1 protein-coding gene is annotated in these 376 nt (G+C 41.8%); it reads right to left on the bottom strand.

Features of this window, described 5'->3' with window-relative positions:
• On the bottom strand, positions 1 to 376 hold a 376-nt coding region (locus ACINWC743_RS00265; RefSeq protein ID WP_009583895.1), incomplete at both ends, for a hypothetical protein.

Here is a 376-nt window from a genome sequence, read left to right as displayed (position 1 = left end):
ATTTGCATCTTTCGTGCCTGGTGTTACGGTAACTGCTGAAGAACCTGCTGATGCAGTCGTACCATTGGCATTTACTGTATAAATATCTTGACCGTTTGCGCCTGTCGTTTTTACTACACCAGATACATTGCTTCCAGCTGCGACTTCTGTTCTTGATGCTGCTGCTTTTGAGTCTACATAAGTCTTGTTAGTCGCATCTGTACCTGCTGTTGGTGCATTGTTTATTGTGACTTTGTTTGCGGTAACACCAGCATTGTTAATTACAGTTGAACCCGTAGTAATGCTACCGGTAGTACCTAAGTCCAATGTATTGGATAGTGCAACTTCTACTTTACCTGCATTTACTTTTGTACTGATGTTGCTGTTTGAACCAACA

The organism is Acinetobacter sp. WC-743 (assembly GCF_000335555.1).
Lineage (GTDB): Bacteria > Pseudomonadota > Gammaproteobacteria > Pseudomonadales > Moraxellaceae > Acinetobacter > Acinetobacter bereziniae.
This window is presented reverse-complemented; position numbering and strand designations above follow the sequence as displayed.